This is a genomic window from uncultured Tateyamaria sp., assembly GCF_947503385.1.
Taxonomy (GTDB): domain Bacteria; phylum Pseudomonadota; class Alphaproteobacteria; order Rhodobacterales; family Rhodobacteraceae; genus Tateyamaria.
This window is the reverse complement of the sequence record NZ_CANNDO010000001.1, coordinates 421,994-440,157: the sequence shown is the minus strand read 5'-3', so window position 1 is coordinate 440,157 and position 18,164 is coordinate 421,994. Positions and strand designations below refer to the sequence as shown.

Sequence of the window (18,164 nt, the reverse complement as noted above, 5' to 3'; positions counted from 1 at the left end):
AGATGGCGAGCAAAGATAAAAAGCGGGGACTGGGGCGCGGACTGTCGGCCTTGATGGCGGATGTCGCGGAGCCCGAAGCGCAAACGGCAGTGGGCCGGACGCCCGATCAGTTGATCCCGATTGAGCAAATTCGGCCAAACCCGGATCAGCCACGCAAACAGTTTAATCAGGCGCAGCTTGACGATCTTGTGGCCTCTATCAAGGAAAAGGGTGTCTTGCAGCCGCTGATCGTCCGCCGGGTGGATGGCGCATACGAGATTGTCGCGGGTGAGCGGCGATGGCGGGCAGCACAAGCGGCACAGTTGCATGAACTGCCCGTCCTTGTGCGCGACTTCACCGATGAGGAAGTGCTGGAAGTCGCGATCATCGAAAACATCCAGCGTGCGGACCTGAACGCGATCGAGGAGGCGGCAGGGTACAAGCAGTTGATGGACCGGTTTGGTCACACGCAGGAAAAAATGGCGGATGCGCTGGGCAAGAGCCGCAGCCATATCGCGAACCTGTTGCGCCTCTTGCAATTGCCCGCGGGTGTGCAGGCCTATGTGGTGGATGGCCGTTTGAGCGCAGGTCATGCGCGCGCGCTGATCACTTCGGATGATCCGGAGGCGCTGGCTAAGCAGGTGGTGGCCAAGGGCTTGTCTGTGCGGGCAACCGAAGCCTTGGTCAAGAAAGCGGCGTCGGGTGAGGATACCAACATCTTCAAAGGTGACGCGCCAAGTAAACCGACAAAGGATGCGGACACGCGGGCGCTGGAAGACGATCTGTCAGCGGCGACAGGTGTGAAAGTGTCGCTGAACCACAAGGGTGATGGCGGCCAATTGGTGTTGAGCTACAATAGCTTGGACCAATTGGACGAGCTATGTCGCAAGTTGAGCGCGCCTTAGGTCAAAAGCTGGCGCAGGATCTCGTTCAGGATCATAACCCCTTGATCTTGAACGATTAATCTGCGGTTTTGGACAGTGATAAAGCGGTTTTCGATCAAATCATCCAACACATCCTTGGACGGGTCTATGCCGGACAGCGCGGCATAGCGGTCAAGGTCCACACCTTCGGCAAGGCGCAGACCCATCAACATATATTCCGTCGCGGCATCTGACGGCGTCAGCGTGGTGCGTGTTTCACGAGTGTCACCGTCAAGCCACGCCTTGGGCATCCGCACCTGTTCGGTGGACCAGCGGTTTCCATCCAAGGTCAATCGCCCATGCGCGCCGGGTCCGATCCCGATGTAATCGCCGTAACGCCAGTATACCAGATTGTGCCGGGAGTCCGCGCCGTCGCGGGCGTGGTTCGACACCTCGTAGCGGCGCAGCCCTGCGGCGGCCGTCAAATCCTGTGTCAGAGCGTAGAGGTCGGCTGACAAATCGTCGTTTGGCAATCCCGCCAGCTTGCCCGCATCATAGCGGTCGCCAAAAGCGGTCCCCGGTTCGATCGTCAGTTGGTAAAGAGACAGGTGGTTGAGATCGAGGGAAAGCGCGCGCGACAATTCGGCCTCCCAATCCCGGAGCGATTGGTTTTGCCGCCCGTACATCAGGTCAAAGCTCACCCGGTCAAAGGTGTCCCGCGCGATATCAAATGCGGCCAGACCCTCCGCAGCCGTATGGAGCCGACCCAAAGCGTGCAGGTCAGGATCATTCAGGGCTTGGATGCCCATGGACACCCGGTTGACGCCCGCTGCGCGAAAATCGGCAAAGCGGGCCGCCTCGACAGAAGTTGGGTTCGCTTCTAGCGTGATTTCCATGTCATTGGCGATGGGCCATGTGCGGTGAACTGCATCAAGGATGGCACCCACCACGCGCGGCTCCATCAGGCTGGGTGTACCGCCGCCAAAAAAGACAGAGCGCAGCACGCGCCCCGTGGTTTCTGCGCCCAGACGTTCGATTTCCGAAAGATACGCGGCGCACCACGCATCATGGTCAATGGACCGCGATACATGACTGTTGAAGTCGCAGTACGGGCACTTGGCTGCGCAAAAGGGCCAATGGATATAGAGGCCAAAGCCCCCGGCCTCCCAATCCTCAGCCAAAGCAGCCCGCGATCAGTTTTTTGAACGAATCCGCGCGGTGGGAAATCGCGTTTTTCTCGTCAAAGGTCATCTCGGCAAAGGTGCGTGTCTCACCGATGGGCTGGAACATCGGGTCATAGCCGTGACCCTGTTTGCCCCGCATCGGCCAGACCAGCGTGCCTTCGGCGGTGCCCTCGAACACTTCGTCATGGCCGTCAGGCCAAGCGAGGACGAGGGTGGAGCAGAACCGTGCAGTCCAGGGCCGGGGCGCACTCTTCGCCTTTAGCTCATCGTGGGTGCGTTGCATCGCCATGATGAAATCGCGGCCATTGGGTGTCTCGGCCCAGTCGGCGGTGTAGACACCCGGCGCCCCGTCGAGGCCGTCGACTTGAATGCCGGAATCGTCTGCAAGCGCTGGCATCCCGGTCGCCTTGACCGCCGCGTGCGCCTTGATCCGGGCATTGCCGACAAAGGTGTCTTCGGTTTCGTCCGGTTCGGGCAGCTGCATTTCTGCCGCGCCCACGACCTGCACGCCGAATGGGGCGAACAGCTGCGCCATCTCTTCGAGCTTGCCCGCGTTGTGGGTTGCGATCAGAATGCGGTCGCCTTCGAACCGGCGCGTCATGCGCTTGCGGCCAATTGTGCGGCGGCCAATTCACCCACGCCTTTTTCAGCTAGGTCCATAAGGGCGTTCATCTGGTCGCGGGAATAGGTCGAGCCTTCGGCGCTCATCTGTACTTCGATCAATTGTTTGTCGCCGGTCATGATAAAGTTGCCGTCCACGCCCGCTTCGCTGTCCTCGGGGTAATCAAGGTCGAGCACGGGCTGGCCCGCATAGATGCCGCAGCTAATTGCAGCGACCGGAGAGATCAGCGGATCGGTGATGACATCGCCCACTTTCATCAGTTTGTTCACGGCCAGACGCAGCGCGACCCAACCCCCGGTGATCGACGCACAGCGGGTGCCGCCATCGGCCTGCAACACGTCGCAGTCCACGGTGATCTGACGTTCACCCAAGGCGACCCGGTCCACACCGGCGCGCAGGGCACGGCCAATGAGCCGCTGAATTTCCACGGTACGCCCGCCCTGCTTGCCCGACGCCGCCTCGCGCCGCATCCGGGTGTTGGTCGCGCGGGGCAACATGCCGTATTCCGCTGTCACCCAGCCCAGGCCGGACCCTTTGATGAACGGGGGCACTCGGTCTTCGATGGTGGCGGTACACAGCACATGCGTGTCCCCCATTTTGATCAGCACGGACCCCTCGGCATGTTTGGTAAAACCGGTCTCGATCACGACGGACCGCATTTCGTTCAACTCTCTTCCCGAGGGGCGCATATTCCATTCCTTTTTCTGACGCCCACGACCTAGCCCCCGCACCCCCCGTTGCGCAACCCCGATTGACCTTTGATTTCCACGACCTTTATTGAGTGTGAGATGACAGATGCGCGCACATTGCTGGATGAAATGAACGATCGCTCGCGCGAGGTGTTCCGCCGCGTGGTCGAAGGGTATCTGGACAGTGGCGACCCGGTAGGGTCGCGGACCCTGACCCGCGATTTCAGCGAAAAGGTGAGCGCCGCGACGATCCGCAACGTGATGCAGGATCTTGAGTTCATGGGATTGCTGGACAGTCCGCATATCAGTGCGGGCCGTATCCCGACGCAGTTAGGTCTGCGAATGTTTGTGGACGGGTTGCTTGAGGTTGGCGTCCCCGACGATGGCGACCGGGAAAAGATCGAAGCGACGCTGGGCACAAATGAAGGGGATGTGACGGGCCTGTTGGACCGCGTTGGATCGGCTTTGTCCGGGGTCACGCAAGGTGCGTCGCTGGTGCTGACGCCCAAGCAGGAAGCGCCGATCAAGCATCTGGAGTTTGTGCAGATTGGCGCGGAACAGGCGTTGGTTGTGATTGTCTTTGCTGACGGGCACGTGGAAAATCGGTTGTTCCAGCCACCTGCCGGACAAACGCCCAGCTCCATGCGCGAGGCGGCGAATTTCCTGAACGCGATGATCGAAGGGCGCACCCTGTCGGAAGTCAAAACCACCGTCCAGGCGCAGATTGCCGCCCGGCGTCAGGAACTGGACGCACTGTCCCGCGCCATGGTGGAAAGTGGCCTTGCCACATGGGAGGGCGAAGGGGATACGCCCGAACGGCTGATCGTCCGGGGCCGGTCCAACCTGCTGAGCGATTCGACCGAAGCCGAAGAGCTGGAGCGTGTGCGGAGCCTGTTTGACGACCTTGAACGCAAACGCGACATTGCCGAGTTCCTCGATCTGGCGCAGGACGGCGATGGCGTGCGCATTTTTATCGGGTCTGAGAACAAACTTTTCTCACTTTCGGGTTCCTCTTTGGTGGTTTCCCCATATATGAACGCGGATCGAAAGATCATCGGTGCGGTTGGGGTCATCGGACCCACGCGGCTCAATTATGGGCGGATCGTGCCGATCGTGGATTACACAGCGCAGTTGGTCGGGCGGATGCTGTCGGACCGCGGTGAAAGGTGACAAATGGCTGAGCCGAAGAACGAAGACTTTCTCGATGATATCGATATGGCCGAAGAAGAAGTCTACGCCGAAGAAATGGCCGAGATTGACGACGAGGCGCTTGAGCTTGACCAGCTTCGGGCGGAACGGGATGAGCTGAAGGACCGATTCATGCGTGCGCTGGCGGATGCTGAGAATGCGCGCAAGCGGTCCGAAAAAGACCGCCGCGAGGCCGAGAATTACGGCGGGTCAAAGCTGGCCCGCGATATGCTGCCCGTTTACGACAACATGAAGCGCGCGCTTGAGGCGGCGACGGATGAACAACGCGAAGTGTCCGGTGCCCTGCTCGAAGGGGTGGAGCTGACAATGCGTGAGCTGCTGAACGTGTTCAAGAAACACGGGATCGAACGGATTTCGCCGGAGGTTGGGGAAATGTTTGATCCCCAGCACCATCAAGCCATGTTCGAGGCTCCGGTGCCGGGGACCAAGGCAGGTGAGATCATACAGGTCAGCGCAGAGGGATTTATGCTGCATGATCGCCTGCTTCGACCGGCGCAGGTCGGGGTATCGTCCACACCGGCGAGCTAAATGTCTTGGGTCAAAATCGGTTCAGGTAATTGCGGAACGTCCAGAATTCCATCTCAAAGCCCCAGGTTGACTTCAACGAGTTGAAGTACTTCTCACCAGAGCGCATACTTCTTTCCTTCAACCGGTAGGAATTATAGCTTTCGAACAAAAGCCCCAGTTTTGTTTCCACGAGCGCCGCGATCAGTATGAAATCATCGGATGACGGGGCGCCGTTGCTGGATGAAATTCCGAGTTGCTTCACGATCGCGGACGCATTGAACCGGATCAGGCGTTCGACCACAGCACCAAGCGCTTTGCCGAACTGCTCGGATGCAAAAAATCCATTTCCGCCGGTCAACATATCCCTGTCCAGAAACAGCTTCACTTTTGTAGAGGCGTCATCCAGCAGTGGGCGCCAGTCCGTCTCGCTGAAGTTGTTGGCACGCCCCAAATCAAGCATTTCGTCAACTTCCCCGTTCCGTCCAAAAGCCTGTCCGTTAAGCGTTTTTTTCACAGCCGGGGGCGCTGCTGGGGCAATCGGTGCGGGTGGTGTGGGTATCGCAGCTTTTTTCTTGGCTTTTTTCGTTTTGCTGAAAACTCTGTTTACCAGCGTGAATCTCGCTTTTGGCTTTGGTTTGGTCGCCATCGGCTTTTTCGGTCTCAGTTGTGGGTACGCCTGATAGAAGGCTTCTTCATCAAGATCTGGGTCAAAACCAAAATCAAACCCACCACACGCTGCGCCACCCAAATCCTCGCGGGCGATGTACGTGTCATAAATGGCCTTGATGTTCCGGTGCCGCGCGACATCCAAGAGAAACTCAATTTCTCCACCAGCCGCGCGGTGTTTTGCAAATTGCCGGAACGTCGTATGAATTTCTGTTTTGTCATCAAGTAGATCGTCAATTGTTTCCGGCATATCTTTGCCGCAGCAAATCAGTGTCATTGGTCTGTCCCTCGCTCGCTATCTGCACGAGGAAAAGGCATGGGAGACCGATTTTATTCGGTAAGGAATTCCTGACCTAGTCCGTTTTTGCGGCGTCCTTCAGCCGGTACAGCGCATCAAGTGCGTCGCGTGGGGTCATCTCATCCGGATGGATACCTTTCAGCAGGTCGAGCGCCGGGGAGGATTGCGGTGCGATCTGTTGCGGCGGTGGTGCGGCGGCGAACAGCGGCAGGTCGTCGATGATCGCTTTTTGGTTGCCGCCTTCGCGTTCGCCCTTTTCCAGCGCGTCCAGAACGACGCGGGCGCGGGCGATGACGGCGGGGGGCAGGCCCGCCAATTGCGCGACCTGCACACCATAGCTGCGGTCAGCGGCACCTTTGTGCACCTCGTGGAGAAAGACGACATCGCCGTCCCATTCCTTGACCGCTACGGTGGCGTTGTCGACGCCGTCGAGTTTGGCAGCGAGGGCCGTCATCTCGTGGTAGTGCGTGGCAAACAGGGCGCGGGATTGATTGACGTCGTGCAGATGTTCCAGCGTGGCCCATGCGATGCTGAGCCCATCATAGGTCGCTGTGCCGCGCCCGATCTCATCAAGGATCACCAGCGCCCGGTCATCGGCTTGGTTCAGGATCGCGGCGGTTTCCACCATCTCGACCATGAATGTCGACCGGCCCCGCGCCAGATCATCCGACGCGCCCACACGGCTGAACACTTGGCTGACGAGACCGATATGGGCGGCGGTTGCAGACACGTAGCTGCCCATTTGCGCGAGGATGGCAATCAGCGCGTTTTGCCGGAGAAAGGTTGATTTACCCGCCATGTTCGGTCCAGTCAGCAGCCAGATGGCGGCACTGTCCTCCGCCGTCAGTGCGCAATCATTGGCGATGAACGGCGCGCCGGTCTGTTTCAGCGCGGCCTCAACAACGGGGTGCCGCCCGCCGGTGATTTCGAACGCGCGGCTGGTGTCGAGGATCGGCTTGCACCAGTCCTCGGTCACGGCGAGGTGGGCCAGCGCGGTGCATACGTCCAGTTCGGCCAGCGCGCGGGTTGTCTGGCTGATCTGCGGAGCGGCGGCGAGGACCTGAGCGCGCAACGCCTCGAACAGGCGTTTTTCAATCTCCAACGCCTGACCACCGGCATTGAGAATTTTCGTCTCTAACTCGGACAATTCAACGGTTGTGAACCGCACCTGATTGGCCGTGGTCTGCCGGTGGATAAATGTTTCATTCAGCGGTTCCGACATCATCTTGGCCGCATGGGTCGCGGTGACTTCGATAAAGTAGCCCAGCACGTTGTTGTGCTTGACCTTGAGCGAATTGACGCCGGTCTGTTCGGCGTAGGTCTGTTGCAGTTGCGCGATGACGCTGCGCCCTTCGTCCCGCAGTGTGCGGGCTTCGTCCAGTTCCGGGTCGCACCCTTGCGCGATAAATCCACCGTCGCGCGCCAGCAGCGGGGGTTCGGCCACCAGCTGTTGGTCCAGCGTGTCAATCAGATCGTCGTGGCCCGCCAGATCGTTGATCGCAGAGTGCAGCAGCGCGGGGAGGTCGGGCTGCGCGCCTTGGTGTAGTTGTTGCGCCTGTGTCAGCCCGGCGCGGATCGCGGCAAGGTCACGCGGCCCGCCCCGATCCAGCGCAAGGCGCGACAGGGCGCGGTCAATGTCAGGCACGGGTTGCAGCGCTTTGCGGACAACCTCGCGCGCGGCGCCGTCGTTGACATGGTGCGCGACGGCGTCGAGGCGGGTTGAAACAGTCTCTAAATCGCGGGAAGGAGATGAAACCCGGCGTTCCAGCAGGCGCGCGCCCGCGGCGGTCACTGTCCGGTCGATCACAGCCAGCAGTGATCCGGCACGACCCCCGGACAGGGCTTGGGTCAGTTCCAGATTGCGCCGCGTCGCGGCGTCGATCTGTACGGTGCGCGACACACTTTCCTGTTGCGGGGGACGCAGCAGCGGCAGTTTGCCCTTTTGCGTGATCTCCAGATAAGCGACCAGCGCGCCCATCGCGCCCACCTCGGCCCGCGAAAATGACCCGAAGGCGTCCAGAGTCGCCGTTTTGAACAGCGCGGCCACGCGGTCCTCTCCCGCAGCACTGTCAAAGGACGCACGCCCCAGCGGCGTGAGAGCGACGCCAAAATCGTCGGTGAGCTCGCGCATCTCGGCCTCGGCGCTGTCGGACACGATGAGTTCCGAAGGCGCCAGCCGGGCCAGTTCAGGCCCTAACAGGGCCAATTCGACCGCCATGACGTGAAATGCCCCGGTCGAGATATCGACCCATGCCAGCCCGCCTGTCCCACGCACCTGCGCATAGGCGGCGAGGAAATTGTGCCGCCGCGCCTCAAGCAACGAATCCTCGGTCAGTGTGCCGGGCGTGACCAGCCGCACGACGTCACGTTTGACAACGGCCTTGTAGCCACGCTTTTTCGCCTCTGCCGGGCTTTCCAATTGTTCGCAGACGGCCACGCGGAACCCTTTGCGGATCAGCGTCAGAAAATACCCTTCGGCTGCGTGGACCGGGACGCCGCACATGGGAATATCCGCGCCGTCGTGCTTGCCACGTTTGGTCAGCGCGATATCCAGCGCCTCGGCCGCGGCGACAGCGTCGTCAAAGAACATCTCGTAGAAATCGCCCATGCGATAGAACAGGAGCGCCCCTTCGTGCGCCGCCTTGATCTCGAGATATTGCGCCATCATCGGCGTCACAGACATGCCCGACCCCCCGTTTCGCGCGACCTTACAAAGCGCTGCTGCCAAGCGAAACCCAAAGTCGGATTGAGACGTCCCCGGCGCTGGGCTAAGAACACGCGACGCAGGAGGACAATTATGAGCAAGACCAAGGTGACCGCGGAGGACGCGCTGGCGTTCCACATGGAGCCGACACCCGGCAAGTTTGAGGTGCAGGCCACCGTGCCGATGACCACGCAGCGGGATCTGAGCCTTGCCTATTCGCCCGGTGTCGCGGTGCCCTGCGAAGCCATCGCGGAGAACCCCGAGACGGCGTATGACTATACGAACAAGGGCAACCTTGTCGCGGTGATTTCCAACGGGACGGCGGTGCTGGGCCTTGGCAACCTTGGTGCGCTGGGGTCGAAACCGGTGATGGAAGGCAAAGCGGTCCTGTTCAAGCGGTTCGCCGACGTGAACTCCATCGACATCGAGTTGGACACCGAAGACCCGGATGCGTTCTGCAATGCGGTCAAGCTGATGGGGCCGACATTTGGTGGCATCAACCTTGAGGATATCAAGGCACCGGAATGTTTCATCATCGAACAGCGCCTGAAGGAAGAGATGGATATCCCCGTCTTCCATGACGACCAGCACGGCACGGCAGTGATCTGTGCGGCGGGGCTGATCAATGCGCTGCATATTTCGGGCAAGAAAATCGAGGATGTGAAGATTGTCCTGAACGGCGCCGGGGCTGCCGGGATTGCGTGTATCGAATTGCTGAAAAGCATGGGTGCGCGGCATGACAATTGCATTGTGTGCGACACCAAGGGCGTGATCTATCAGGGCCGCACCGAGGGGATGAACCAGTGGAAGTCGGCCCATGCGGTCAAGACCGACCTGCGCAGCCTCGAAGAGGCGATGAAGGGTGCGGACGTGTTTCTCGGCGTCTCCGTCAAAGGTGCGGTGACACCTGCGATGGTCGAAAGCATGGCAGATAACCCGGTGATCTTTGCCATGGCCAACCCGGACCCCGAGATCACCCCCGAAGAGGCGCACGAGGTGCGCATGGACGCGATCGTGGCCACGGGGCGCAGTGACTATCCAAACCAGGTCAATAATGTGCTGGGCTTTCCGTACCTGTTCCGCGGCGCGCTCGACATCCATGCGCGCGCGATCAATGACGAGATGAAGATTGCCTGTGCCCAAGCGCTTGCCGCGCTGGCACGCGAGGACGTGCCGGACGAGGTGGCCATGGCCTATGGCAAGTCGCTGACCTTTGGGCGGGATTACATCATTCCGACGCCATTTGACCCGCGTCTGATTCACCGCATTCCGCCTGCTGTGGCCAAGGCGGGCATGGACACAGGTGCTGCACGGCGGCCCATCATCGACATGGAGGCTTATGAGCTGAGCCTGAAGTCGCGGATGGACCCGACGGCGAGCATCCTGACCGGCATCAACGCCCGCGCCCGTGCCGCACAGGCGCGCATGATCTTTGCCGAAGGGGACGACCCGCGCGTGTTGCGCGCGGCGGTGATGTACCAGCGGTCGGGTTTTGGTAAATCGCTGGTCGTGGGCCGGGCCGAAGACGTGAAAGCCAAGCTGGAAGAGGCGGGCATGAGCGACGCGGTGCGCGAGTTGGACGTGGTGAATGCGGCCAACACCACGCATTTGGATGCGTACAAAGAGCATCTGTACCAGCGGCTGCAACGGCGCGGGCATGACCGGCAGGACATTCACCGGTTGGCGGCGCGTGACCGTCACGTCTTTGCGTCGCTGATGCTGGCGCATGGGCATGGCGACGGGCTGGTCACCGGGGCGACGCGCAAGTCGGCGCATGTGCTGGAGCGGCTGAACCATGTGTTCGACGCGCATGAGAATTCCAAGGCGGCGGGCGTGACGGCGGTGCTGCACAAAGGGCGGATCGTGCTCATTGGCGACACGCTGGTGCATGAATGGCCCAGCGAAGAGGACCTTGCCGATATCGCGGAACAGGGCGCGCATGTGGCGCGGAACCTCGGGCTTGAGCCGCGCGTGGCCTTTGTCAGCTTTTCCACCTTTGGCTATCCGGTGTCGGAGCGGGCGGAAAAGATGCACGCCGCCCCCCGCGTGCTGGACGCCCGTGGCGTTGATTTCGAATACGAGGGCGAGATGACCGTGGACGTCGCGCTGAATGCGCAGGCGCAGGCAGCCTATCCGTTTTCGCGGCTGACCGGGCCGGCGAATATCCTTGTTGTGCCTGCGCGCCACTCGGCCAGTATTTCGGTCAAGCTGATGCAGGAAATGGCCGGAGCCACGGTGATTGGACCGATCCTGACGGGTGTCGGATCGTCGATCCAGATTTGCTCGGCGGTCTCGACGGCCAATGACATCCTGAATATGGCGGTGCTGGCGGCGTGCAAGGTGGGGGAATGAGCGTCTTCAACCTTGGCTCGATCAATGTGGATAATTTCTATCGCGTGCCGCACATCCCCGCACCGGGAGAGACGCTGGCCGCGACGGAGTTTTCGCGCGGACTGGGGGGCAAGGGGGCCAACATGTCGGTGGCCGTGGCCCGTGCGGCGGCGCGGGCGATCCACATTGGTGCCGTTGGCGCCGATGGCGCGTGGTGTGTCGAGCGGTTGACGGAATACGGCGTGGACACACGGCATATCGCCACGCTTGCGGGCGGCCAGACGGGTCATGCAAACATCGCCGTGGCCGATGACGGTGAAAACCAGATCGTGATTTTTGGTGGCACCAATCAGCAGATCACAGATGCGATGATTGGCGGCGCATTGTCCGAGGCTGGGCCGGGGGATACGCTTCTGATCCAGAACGAAACAAATGGGCAAGTTGCTGCGGCAGCCATGGCGCGTGATCTGGGGTTGCGCGTGGTCTATGCGGCGGCACCGTTCGACGCAAAAACAGTCTCTGATATTGCGGAATATGCTGATTTTCTGGTGTTGAACGAGGTCGAAGCGCAGCAGTTGCGTGCGGCATTGGGCAAGGACCTCACCGCACTGGGCATAGACAATGTGGTGGTGACGATGGGTGGCGATGGCAGCCGTTGGTTGGACGTGGCAGGCGGTTCGGAAACCCATGTGCCCGCAGTGCCCGTGACCCCCGTTGATACCACCGGCGCGGGCGACACGTTCACCGGGTATCTGATCGCAGGGCTGGATCGTGGGATGCCGATGGAACAAGCGCTGCGTCTCGCCACGCAAGCGGGGGCCCTCATGGTCACGCGGCATGGAACGGCGGACGTGATCCCCGACCTCAAGGATATCGAGGACGCGCGGCTGGCTTAACTGCCCGCAAACGGCGCAGCCGATCCCCACAGCGCTTTGACACGGGCATCGCGCCCGCAGGCTTGCCGGTAAGCTGTGTACGCCTTGGCCTTGGATTTCGGGCCAAAGCGGGTCAGGATCACCTTGTCCTGTTTGTAGTAATCCTGGTGATAGCTGTCGGCGGGGTAAAACTCGCCCGCTGCGTTGATCGGCGTCACAATGGGCTGACCAAGGTCGGCCTGTGCTGCGGCCTTGGCGCGTTCCGCTGCGGCGGCTTGGTCGGGGGTCGCGAAAATTGCCGTGGTGTACGTATAGCCGCGGTCGCAGAATTGGCCGCCCGCATCCGTCGGGTCGATGGAGCGGAAAAACAGAGACAAAAGCGTCTCTGTCGTCACCTTGGACGGATCATATGTGATCTGGACCGCCTCAACATGGCCGGTGCCGCCGCGCACGACCTGCTTGTAGGTCGGGTTTTCCACATCGCCGCCGGTAAAGCCGGAAACAGCCTCCTTCACGCCCGCGACTTTCTCGAAATCGGCCTCGACGCACCAGAAACAGCCCCCTGCAACGGTGAGCGTCTCAAGGTCCTGTGCGTGGGATGATTTGGTCTGGGCAACCATTCCGATGGCGATGGTCAGGCCAAGCAGGACGGTTTTGAACGTGCGGGTCTGTGTCATGGCAGTGCCTCCTGTCAGGAAGTGTGGCGCGGGTTTTGTTTTGCCTCAATTCACGGGCGCGCGAGGTCGCGCGGTCGTGAATTGGCGTTTCTTTCCGGTAATACGCCCGATAGCGTGGCCCGGATGACAAAACGCATTGCCATGTGGTCGGGGCCGCGAAACCTGTCGACCGCCATGATGTACAGCTTTGCCGCGCGGGGAGATGCCCGCGTGGTGGATGAGCCGTTCTATGCCGCCTATCTGGCAGAAACGGGGGCGGATCATCCCATGCGCGACGCGGTGCTTGCGTCGCAGCACGTGGATGCGGATACGGTTGCAAAATCGCTGATTTCGTCCGTATCAGAGCCTGTTTTCTACCAGAAACATATGACGCATCACATGCTGGATCACTGGTCGCTGGACTGGATGCAGGAGGTGCAGAACGTCATCCTGATCCGTCACCCCGCGCGGGTCGTGGCGAGTTATCGCCGCAAACGCGAAGCGCCGACGCTGGATGATCTTGGCTTTGTTCAGCAGACGCGCATCGCGGGACTGGTCGATGATCCGATCATCGTGGACGCGGCGGACATTCGCGCGGACCCGGCGGGTATGTTGCAGAAACTGTGCGCTGCACTGTCGATCCCGTGGACGGAAAACATGCTGTCATGGTCTGCGGGCGGGCATCCGGCGGACGGTGTCTGGGCGGCCCATTGGTACGGGGCGATTCACCGGTCGACCGGGTTTGACGGGCCAGAAGGCCCGCTGCCGGATGTGGATGACCCGTTGGTGGACGCGGGCCTGCCCCATTACGAGGCATTGGCCGCCCGCCGCCTTATTTGAGCCGCTTGTCCCGCGCGGCCAGCAGTTTCAGGCGCAGCGCGTTCAACTGGATGAAGCCTGCGGCGTCTTTCTGATCGTAGGCACCGGCGTCGTCTTCGAATGTCACATGCGCCTCGGAATAAAGCGAGTGATCGGACCAGCGGCCCACAGTGCGCGCGAGACCTTTGTAGAGTTTCAGGCGCACCGTGCCGGTCACGTGGTCCTGACTGCGGTCGATCAGGGCTTGCAGCATCTCGCGCTCGGGCGAGAACCAGAAGCCGTTATAGATCAGTTCGGCATAGCGTGGCATCAGCTCGTCCTTGAGGTGCGCGGCACCCCGGTCCAGCGTAATCTGTTCGATGCCCCGGTGCGCCTCAAGCAGAATGGTGCCGCCGGGGGTCTCGTAAATGCCACGGGATTTCATACCGACAAAGCGTCCTTCGACAAGGTCGAGGCGGCCAATGCCGTGCTTGCCGCCCAATGCGTTCAGCTTGGTCAGGACGGTGGCCGGAGACATCGATTCCCCGTTGATAGAGACTGCATCGCCCTTCTCAAAACCCACCTCGATATATTCGGCTGTGTCAGGCGCGTCCTCGGGCGCGACGGTGCGCTGGTAAACGTAATCGGGCGCGTCCTCGGCGGGGTCTTCGAGCACTTTGCCCTCCGAAGAGGTGTGCAGCAGGTTGGCGTCCACACTGAACGGGGCCTCGCCGCGTTTGTCCTTGGCAATCGGGATTTGGTTTTTCTCGGCAAAGTCGATGAGCTTGGTGCGGCTCGACAGATCCCATTCGCGCCACGGCGCGATCACCTTGATGTCGGGGTTCAGCGCGTAGGCGGCCAGTTCGAACCGCACCTGATCGTTGCCCTTGCCTGTTGCCCCATGGGCCACGGCATCCGCACCCTCGGCGGCGGCAATTTCGACCAGACGTTTTGAGATCAGGGGACGCGCGATAGAGGTGCCCAACAGGTACAACCCTTCGTACAGCGCATTGGCGCGGAACATCGGGAACACGAAATCGCGCACAAATTCTTCGCGCAGGTCTTCGATATAGATGGCGGTCGCGCCCATCATCTCGGCCTTGGCGCGCGCTGGCTCCAGCTCTTCGCCCTGACCCAGATCGGCGGTGAATGTCACCACCTCGCAACCGTATTCGGTTTGCAGCCATTTCAGGATGATCGAGGTGTCGAGGCCACCGGAATAGGCCAGCACAACTTTCTTGGGCGCGCTCATCATGGGTTCCTTCGTGTCAGAGTCGTGGGCCGATACCGCTTTTGGCGCAGAGGGGCAAGATTGACCGGCCTTGGCCCGGGCGCTAGGTCAACCGGATCATTGCGGCGAGGGACGACATGGATTTTGTGAAGGGCGCGCAAGCCGCCGAGGCCGCGATGCGCGCCGTGTTTCCCGCCACGCCGCTTTTGCGCAATGACCTGCTGTCAGAGCGGTATGGGGCGGACATCTGGCTCAAGCGCGAAGACCTGAGCCCGGTGCGATCCTACAAGCTGCGCGGGGCGTTCAATGCGATGCGCAAGGCACGGGCACAGGTCTATGTGTGTGCGAGCGCGGGCAATCACGCGCAGGGTGTCGCGTTCATGTGTCGGCATTTTGGGGTGCATGGCGTGGTGTTCATGCCGGTGACGACGCCACAGCAAAAGATCATGAAGACGCAGATGTTTGGTGGCGATCAGGTGGAGGTGCGGCTGGTTGGCGACTATTTCGATGATACGTTGGCGGCGGCGCAGGCCTATTGCACGTCCGAGGGTGCGCATTTTCTGTCGCCCTTTGATGATGAGGACGTGATCGAAGGGCAGGCATCGGTGGGCGTCGAGATTGCGCAGCAACTGGGCGGCGATCCCGATCACATCGTGGTGCCGGTTGGCGGCGGTGGTCTGTCGTCGGGGTTGCGCAGCTATTTTGGACCACAGGTCGCTATGAGTTTCGTCGAACCGACCGGCGCGCCGTCCTTGGCCGAAGCGCTGCGCCATGGGGCGCCGCGGGATGTGTCGCCGATCGACAGTTTCGTTGATGGTGCGGCGGTGGCCAAGATCGGCGCACGGACGTTCGCGCGGCTGTCGGGTGTCGCGCAGAGCGACGTGCTGACGCTGGATGAGGATCGGATTTGTGCAACGATCATCGAGATGTTGAACGTCGAGGGTGTCGTGCTGGAACCCGCCGGGGCGCTGGCCATCGAAGCGCTGAGCGAAGTGGCCGACCGGATCAAGGGCAAGCGTGTGGTCGCGATTGCCTCGGGTGGCAATTTCGATTTTGAGCGGTTGCCGGAGGTCAAGGAACGGGCGCAGCGCTATTCCGGGGTCAAGAAGTACTTTATCCTGCGGATGCCGCAGAGGCCCGGCGCGCTCAAGGATTTTCTGGGCATTCTGGGACCAGAGGATGACATCGCCCGGTTCGAATATCTGAAGAAATCCGCGCGCAATTTCGGGTCTGTTCTGATCGGGTTGGAAACAACCAAACCGGAGAATTTCGACCGGTTGCTGTCTGCGCTGGATGAGGCCGGGTTTACCTATACTGACATCACCGCGAATGAGACGTTGGCCCAGTTCGTGATCTAGGCTGCGGCACCTTGGGACAACCCGGCTTCGAACGTCGCTTTGGAGGCGTGAAAGCAGTCGAGGATTTCGGGCACATTTACAGCAGCGGCGTGTCCTGCGGCAGCCGCCTTTTCCCCGGCGCTGCACAGGTTTGAGAAGGCTTCAAACCCCAGATTGAGCGCGCTGCCTTTGAGAAAATGCAGGTCCTCTTCGAGCCGGGACAGGTCCGGGCCCGCACTCAGAGCGTCGATCACGCCGGACACCTCTTCGAGAAAGAGCGGCACAACTTCTTCGAAATCTTCAGCGCCGATTTCATCCCGCAAATCGGACACGCGTTGCCAGTCGATCATCACCAGAATCCTTTCAAAGAACACCGTAGACACCAGAGGATTAAGCGTTCGTAACCCGGAAAAGTTTAACGAAAGAATTGCCCCGATTCAGCCAGCGTTAAGCCGGGCGCACCTATGTAAAGCACAACATGTTTTGGGGTAGAATTCGGTACGATGTCGACAGCGCTTTCGGATAACCGGCAACAGCCGACCGCTGATGCGGAACAGTCTCCGGTGCAGCGCGTGCTGATCGTGGATGACAGCCGGTTGCAGCGGAAAATCCTGTCCAGTTCGGTGAAACGCTGGGGGTTCGAAGTGTACGAAGCCGCCTCTGGCGAGGAGGCGCTGAACCTTTGCGCACAGTTGCAGCCCGACTTGGTGCTAAGTGACTGGATGATGCCCGGCATGAACGGGCTTGAGTTTTGCGACGCATTCCGCAGTCTGCCGGGCGACCGGTACGGTTATTTCATCCTGCTCACGTCCAAAAGTGAGAAGGACGAAGTGGCCATGGGTCTTGAGGCCGGGGCCGACGATTTCCTGACCAAGCCCGTGGATGCCAACGAATTGCGCGCCCGCATCACTGCGGGCGAACGCATCGTGCGGATGCAGCGCGAGTTGACGGAAAAGAACCGACTAATTTCGGAAACGCTGGACGAATTGCAGCGGCTCTACGATTCCCTCGACAACGACTTGCTGGAAGCCAAGAAGCTGCAACAGTCGCTTATCCCAGTGCGGCACAAGGCCTTTGCCTCCGGCGACGTGTCCCTGATGCTGCGGTCCAGCGGCCACGTGGGTGGTGATCTTGTCGGGTTTTTCCCGGCGGAGGAGGATCATCTTGGACTGTATTCCATCGACGTGTCGGGCCACGGTATCAGTTCCGCGCTGATGACAGCCCGTTTGGCGGGTTACCTGTCGGCCTCTGCGCCGGATCAGAATGTGGCGCTGGGCAAGGGCGAGGACGACACTTACCATTTTCTGCCCCCCGCCGCGGTGATCGAAACGCTTAACAACCTCGTCTTGGACGAGATGGAGACAGAGCATTACTTTACCCTGTTGCTGGCCGATCTGAACCTGAAGACGGGCGAAGTGCGCATGGCACAGGCCGGCCATCCGCACCCGGTCATTCAACGCGCCGATGGACGTATCGAACAGACCGGCCCGGGCGGGTTTCCTGTGGGGCTGATGTCCGGCATTACGTTTACAGAGTTCGAAACGCGCTTGCATCCCGGGGACCGCCTGCTGTTGCTGTCCGATGGTGTGATCGAATGCCCGGCAGAGGATGACACGATGCTCGACGAATCCGGGCTTGAGGACATGCTGCGCCAGCTACACGACACTAAGGGTCCCGCATTGTTCGAGGCGCTGTTGTGGCAGTTGGGTGAATTCGCCGGTGGTCAGGCGTTTCCCGACGATGTGTCGGGCATCCTGTTTGAATTTCAGGGCGTGCCAGCCTCGACGTAGCGCCACAGAAACTGCCGGTCCCCGTCATTGCCCAGCGCCGGGATCGCCTTGGCCTGCGCCATCCACAATGTTTCGTGATCGGGTTCGATTGGATCGGCAATTTGCCGTACCGGATGCGCAACATAGACATGGCACAGCTTTTCCGCCCAAAGATCGTATTCCGGCATAAAGACAAAGCGCCGAAAGGCACCCAAACGCCGGGGCCGCGCGATACGCCAGCCGATCTCTTCCATCACTTCGCGATGCAGCGCCTGAAGCGGGCTTTCACCGGGGTCAATGCCGCCGCCGGGCAGTTGGATATCCGGCCGGGCACCCATCTGACAGGTCAAAAGCACCCGCCCACCGCGCGGTAGGATCGCATATGCTCCGGGCCGCAGCGTATAGCGGCGGCGCTCCGGCGTGTGTCCGACGCGGGGGATCAAATG

Annotated in this window: 17 protein-coding genes; 8 read left to right on the top strand and 9 right to left on the bottom strand. The window is 60.8% G+C overall.

Annotation, left to right across the window (positions count from 1 at the left end):
• The first annotated feature begins 2 nt into the window (after positions 1-2).
• Positions 3-884 carry a ParB/RepB/Spo0J family partition protein gene (locus tag Q1A85_RS02155; protein ID WP_299684578.1) on the top strand — a complete coding sequence of 294 codons (882 nt, stop codon included), beginning with the start codon at positions 3-5 and terminating at the stop codon, positions 882-884.
• Here Q1A85_RS02155 and hemW read toward each other — a convergent pair.
• The 3 genes from hemW to rph are packed head-to-tail and all read right to left on the bottom strand — an operon-like array spanning position 881 to position 3,337.
• Entirely contained in the window at positions 881-2,023 is a 1,143-nt protein-coding gene (gene hemW, locus Q1A85_RS02150) for a radical SAM family heme chaperone HemW (RefSeq protein ID WP_299684575.1), read from the bottom strand. The two genes, Q1A85_RS02155 and hemW, sit on opposite strands and share 4 nt — an antisense overlap.
• Complete coding sequence (rdgB, locus tag Q1A85_RS02145; RefSeq protein WP_299684573.1) at positions 2,016-2,627, bottom strand: RdgB/HAM1 family non-canonical purine NTP pyrophosphatase; 612 nt, start codon at positions 2,625-2,627, stop codon at positions 2,016-2,018. Before rdgB ends, hemW begins: the two co-directional genes overlap by 8 nt.
• Positions 2,624-3,337: a ribonuclease PH gene (gene rph / locus Q1A85_RS02140; protein ID WP_299684571.1), complete on the bottom strand. Its 714-nt coding sequence runs from the start codon at positions 3,335-3,337 to the stop codon at positions 2,624-2,626. Before rph ends, rdgB begins: the two co-directional genes overlap by 4 nt.
• A gap of 99 nt (positions 3,338-3,436) precedes the next feature.
• On the opposite strand from rph, the gene hrcA reads away from it, so the two are divergent.
• Both hrcA and Q1A85_RS02130 read left to right on the top strand, forming a co-directional pair.
• Complete coding sequence (gene hrcA / locus Q1A85_RS02135; protein WP_299684569.1) at positions 3,437-4,507, top strand: heat-inducible transcriptional repressor HrcA; 1,071 nt, start codon at positions 3,437-3,439, stop codon at positions 4,505-4,507.
• A gap of 3 nt (positions 4,508-4,510) precedes the next feature.
• Positions 4,511-5,074 (top strand): nucleotide exchange factor GrpE, encoded by a 564-nt coding sequence (locus tag Q1A85_RS02130; protein WP_299684567.1) that lies wholly within the window; start codon positions 4,511-4,513, stop codon positions 5,072-5,074.
• Positions 5,075-5,084: 10 nt separating this feature from the next.
• Here the strand turns inward: Q1A85_RS02130 and Q1A85_RS02125 are convergent, their stop codons facing one another.
• Positions 5,085-5,996, bottom strand: coding sequence for a hypothetical protein (locus Q1A85_RS02125; RefSeq protein WP_299684565.1), 912 nt, complete (start codon positions 5,994-5,996; stop codon positions 5,085-5,087).
• 76 nt (positions 5,997-6,072) lie between these two features.
• Positions 6,073-8,700 carry a DNA mismatch repair protein MutS gene (gene mutS, locus Q1A85_RS02120; RefSeq protein ID WP_299684563.1) on the bottom strand — a complete coding sequence of 876 codons (2,628 nt, stop codon included), beginning with the start codon at positions 8,698-8,700 and terminating at the stop codon, positions 6,073-6,075.
• A 114-nt stretch (positions 8,701-8,814) separates the two neighbouring features.
• On the opposite strand from mutS, the gene Q1A85_RS02115 reads away from it, so the two are divergent.
• Together Q1A85_RS02115 and Q1A85_RS02110 are read left to right on the top strand one after the other, a co-directional pair.
• Positions 8,815-11,073, top strand: coding sequence for an NADP-dependent malic enzyme (locus Q1A85_RS02115; protein WP_299684561.1), 2,259 nt, complete (start codon positions 8,815-8,817; stop codon positions 11,071-11,073).
• Positions 11,070-11,948, top strand: a complete 879-nt coding sequence (locus tag Q1A85_RS02110; RefSeq protein ID WP_299684559.1) for a ribokinase — start codon at positions 11,070-11,072, stop codon at positions 11,946-11,948. Before Q1A85_RS02115 ends, Q1A85_RS02110 begins: the two co-directional genes overlap by 4 nt.
• Here Q1A85_RS02110 and msrA read toward each other — a convergent pair.
• Positions 11,945-12,547, bottom strand: a complete 603-nt coding sequence (gene msrA, locus Q1A85_RS02105; protein WP_299686330.1) for a peptide-methionine (S)-S-oxide reductase MsrA — start codon at positions 12,545-12,547, stop codon at positions 11,945-11,947. The genes Q1A85_RS02110 and msrA overlap by 4 nt on opposite strands.
• 180 nt (positions 12,548-12,727) lie before the next feature.
• Between msrA and Q1A85_RS02100 the strand changes: the two genes are divergently transcribed.
• Positions 12,728-13,423: an HAD family hydrolase gene (locus Q1A85_RS02100; RefSeq protein ID WP_299684557.1), complete on the top strand. Its 696-nt coding sequence runs from the start codon at positions 12,728-12,730 to the stop codon at positions 13,421-13,423.
• On the opposite strand, the gene Q1A85_RS02095 is transcribed toward Q1A85_RS02100, so the two are convergent.
• Positions 13,416-14,633: an argininosuccinate synthase gene (locus tag Q1A85_RS02095; protein WP_299684555.1), complete on the bottom strand. Its 1,218-nt coding sequence runs from the start codon at positions 14,631-14,633 to the stop codon at positions 13,416-13,418. The two genes, Q1A85_RS02100 and Q1A85_RS02095, sit on opposite strands and share 8 nt — an antisense overlap.
• Before the next feature lie 116 nt (positions 14,634-14,749).
• On the opposite strand from Q1A85_RS02095, the gene ilvA reads away from it, so the two are divergent.
• On the top strand, positions 14,750-15,970 hold the full coding sequence (ilvA, locus tag Q1A85_RS02090; RefSeq protein ID WP_299684553.1) for a threonine ammonia-lyase IlvA: 1,221 nt from the start codon (positions 14,750-14,752) through the stop codon (positions 15,968-15,970).
• Here ilvA and Q1A85_RS02085 read toward each other — a convergent pair.
• Positions 15,967-16,299 (bottom strand): Hpt domain-containing protein, encoded by a 333-nt coding sequence (locus Q1A85_RS02085; RefSeq protein WP_299684551.1) that lies wholly within the window; start codon positions 16,297-16,299, stop codon positions 15,967-15,969. The genes ilvA and Q1A85_RS02085 overlap by 4 nt on opposite strands.
• A gap of 153 nt (positions 16,300-16,452) precedes the next feature.
• Between Q1A85_RS02085 and Q1A85_RS02080 the strand changes: the two genes are divergently transcribed.
• Positions 16,453-17,739 carry a fused response regulator/phosphatase gene (locus Q1A85_RS02080; RefSeq protein WP_299684548.1) on the top strand — a complete coding sequence of 429 codons (1,287 nt, stop codon included), beginning with the start codon at positions 16,453-16,455 and terminating at the stop codon, positions 17,737-17,739.
• Here Q1A85_RS02080 and Q1A85_RS02075 read toward each other — a convergent pair.
• Positions 17,715-18,161 carry an NUDIX hydrolase gene (locus Q1A85_RS02075; RefSeq protein ID WP_299684546.1) on the bottom strand — a complete coding sequence of 149 codons (447 nt, stop codon included), beginning with the start codon at positions 18,159-18,161 and terminating at the stop codon, positions 17,715-17,717. The genes Q1A85_RS02080 and Q1A85_RS02075 overlap by 25 nt on opposite strands.
• Between the last annotated feature and the right edge of the window lie 3 nt (positions 18,162-18,164).

Coding starts and splice junctions, on each gene's coding strand:
- Q1A85_RS02155 (WP_299684578.1), top strand. CDS start 3: ATGGCGAGCAAAGATAAAAAGCGGGGACTGGGGCGCGGACTGTCGGCC.
- rdgB (WP_299684573.1), bottom strand. CDS start 2,627: ATGACGCGCCGGTTCGAAGGCGACCGCATTCTGATCGCAACCCACAAC.
- rph (WP_299684571.1), bottom strand. CDS start 3,337: ATGCGCCCCTCGGGAAGAGAGTTGAACGAAATGCGGTCCGTCGTGATC.
- hrcA (WP_299684569.1), top strand. CDS start 3,437: ATGACAGATGCGCGCACATTGCTGGATGAAATGAACGATCGCTCGCGC.
- Q1A85_RS02130 (WP_299684567.1), top strand. CDS start 4,511: ATGGCTGAGCCGAAGAACGAAGACTTTCTCGATGATATCGATATGGCC.
- Q1A85_RS02125 (WP_299684565.1), bottom strand. CDS start 5,996: ATGACACTGATTTGCTGCGGCAAAGATATGCCGGAAACAATTGACGAT.
- mutS (WP_299684563.1), bottom strand. CDS start 8,700: ATGTCTGTGACGCCGATGATGGCGCAATATCTCGAGATCAAGGCGGCG.
- Q1A85_RS02115 (WP_299684561.1), top strand. CDS start 8,815: ATGAGCAAGACCAAGGTGACCGCGGAGGACGCGCTGGCGTTCCACATG.
- Q1A85_RS02110 (WP_299684559.1), top strand. CDS start 11,070: ATGAGCGTCTTCAACCTTGGCTCGATCAATGTGGATAATTTCTATCGC.
- msrA (WP_299686330.1), bottom strand. CDS start 12,547: ATGGTTGCCCAGACCAAATCATCCCACGCACAGGACCTTGAGACGCTC.
- Q1A85_RS02100 (WP_299684557.1), top strand. CDS start 12,728: ATGACAAAACGCATTGCCATGTGGTCGGGGCCGCGAAACCTGTCGACC.
- Q1A85_RS02095 (WP_299684555.1), bottom strand. CDS start 14,633: ATGAGCGCGCCCAAGAAAGTTGTGCTGGCCTATTCCGGTGGCCTCGAC.
- ilvA (WP_299684553.1), top strand. CDS start 14,750: ATGGATTTTGTGAAGGGCGCGCAAGCCGCCGAGGCCGCGATGCGCGCC.
- Q1A85_RS02085 (WP_299684551.1), bottom strand. CDS start 16,299: ATGATCGACTGGCAACGCGTGTCCGATTTGCGGGATGAAATCGGCGCT.
- Q1A85_RS02080 (WP_299684548.1), top strand. CDS start 16,453: ATGTCGACAGCGCTTTCGGATAACCGGCAACAGCCGACCGCTGATGCG.